Raw genomic sequence first — 1,658 nt, forward strand, 5'->3', positions numbered from 1 at the left:
ATCCAGCGGGTGAGTGCCCGGAACACCGACTTCTCGGATTTCTGCAGGATGGACAGAATCGGAAGCAAGCAGTGGCGGTGCGGTCAGGTTGCCAAATATTAAGGCGGATGCTGCAACAATCACTGACCCGACGTACGAACTCGTCTTTACAATGCCTCTTCCTGTCATTCATTGCCTTCCCTTAAATCGGAGACTTCACGAACAACCCGCGCTTCCGCTTCCATCGACTTCGCCCAGCAAGTGCTGACGGTGCTGGAAGGCGCACCGAAGACCTGGCCCGGCCATGTGAGTCCGTCCTGAGCGGTCTATCTGAGTATTCCTGCAATTTTAAATACCTCAACAGACTATGCACCTACTCAGCCCAATTTGTGGCGCCTTCTCGAGTTCCGGGCGCATGCTGACGTTTCGAGTGGCCAAGATTTTCCGGACTTCCAAACTTTGCTCAGGATGACAGCGCGCGGGGTAGCAGAACTCTGTGCCGGAATTGGTGTCGCGGGGGGACCTTCATTTCTGGTTACTTCTCACACGCGGGAGTGATGTCGGTCACGTTTTTTCGATTTGTTGGATGCGTAGTATCGAGAAACTTGCTTATGAGCAGGTGGACGGCAGTTATGTACAGCGAAACGCAAAACGAAAACGGCACCTACAATACGCGCTGCCTCTATTGTTTTATGACGGTCGCAACGGCCGTGGAGACGAAAGAGGACCTGGAACTGATCGAGGCACACCACGTCTGCCCGGAGAGGGCGCTTTCAGAGCTTCTCGCCGCGAAGGCAGCGACGGAGGCTCACGCTCACCGGAATTAAGCACCCTTCACCCTTCTACTTGTTCGTGGGACCCGAAGAAGGCGGCGGAGCGTCTGCCGGCTTGGCCTGTCCACCTGAAATTTTCTTGTAGAGTTCCTGGTCAGCGGAGCGGGTGATGCTGCTGGCCTTGTCGAGCTCGATCTTGGCCTCTTCTTTTCTGCCCATGGTGCGGTAGAGGCGGCCGAGGCGCCAGTGCACGTTCACATCATTAGGATTGAGCTTTTCCGCAATGAGGAATTCGCGGAGCGCATCGTCGTTGCGTCCTTCGTTGGCGGCGAGGATGCCAAGGTCGAGGTGCACGAGCTCGATTGACGGATCGAGCTTGACTGCCTTTCCAAGCAGCGGCGCGGCATCGGTGTACTGATTCATCTGGATGTAGGCGTCGCCGGTGTAGAGCAGGGACTGCGCGTGATTTGGGTCGGTGGCCAGTTCCGCCTGAAACTCCTTGATGGCTTCGGGATACTGCTTCTGGGTCCAGAGCAGGTAGCCAAGGCCGAAGTGCACATCGGGCTCGTTGGGACTGGCTTTAGCGGCTTTGCGGAACATATCGATCGCGCCGGAGGTGTCTTTCATTTCGTCGAGGGCTTCGCCGGCGAGCATGTCGGCTTCGGCGGAATCGGGGTTGAGGATGAGGATCTCGTGGTAGACGTCGAGGACCTTGTTGTACTGCTTTGACCAGAGATAACTGTGCGCGAGAGCAAGACGAATGGGCAGGTTCTGCGGATCGGCCGCGGCGGCGGTTTTCAGGTACGGCGCCGCTTGCTCGTATTGGCCGAGACCGTAGTGGGACATGCCGAGGAGAATCGTATAGCGCATTGCTTCAGGTGAATTGGGCGGCGCACTGTTGAGCAG

General features: G+C 57.0%; 2 protein-coding genes. One reads left to right on the plus strand and one right to left on the minus strand.

The features are described from left to right. The first annotated feature begins 590 nt into the window (after positions 1 to 590). On the plus strand, positions 591 to 806 hold the full coding sequence (locus WA354_RS23610; protein ID WP_472815478.1) for a hypothetical protein: 216 nt from the start codon (positions 591 to 593) through the stop codon (positions 804 to 806). Between the two features lie 15 nt (positions 807 to 821). On the opposite strand, the gene WA354_RS23615 is transcribed toward WA354_RS23610, so the two are convergent. Then, positions 822 to 1,658: tetratricopeptide repeat protein (locus WA354_RS23615; protein WP_472815479.1), on the minus strand; the 837-nt coding region annotated here is incomplete at its 5' end.

The sequence above is a fragment of the Occallatibacter sp. genome, assembly GCF_049802275.1.
In the GTDB taxonomy this organism is placed as follows: Bacteria; Acidobacteriota; Terriglobia; order Terriglobales; family Acidobacteriaceae; genus Telmatobacter.

What these genes read in the sequence shown, in the direction of transcription:
- WA354_RS23610 (WP_472815478.1), top strand. Translation starts at nt 591, where the DNA reads ATGAGCAGGTGGACGGCAGTTATGTACAGCGAAACGCAAAACGAAAAC.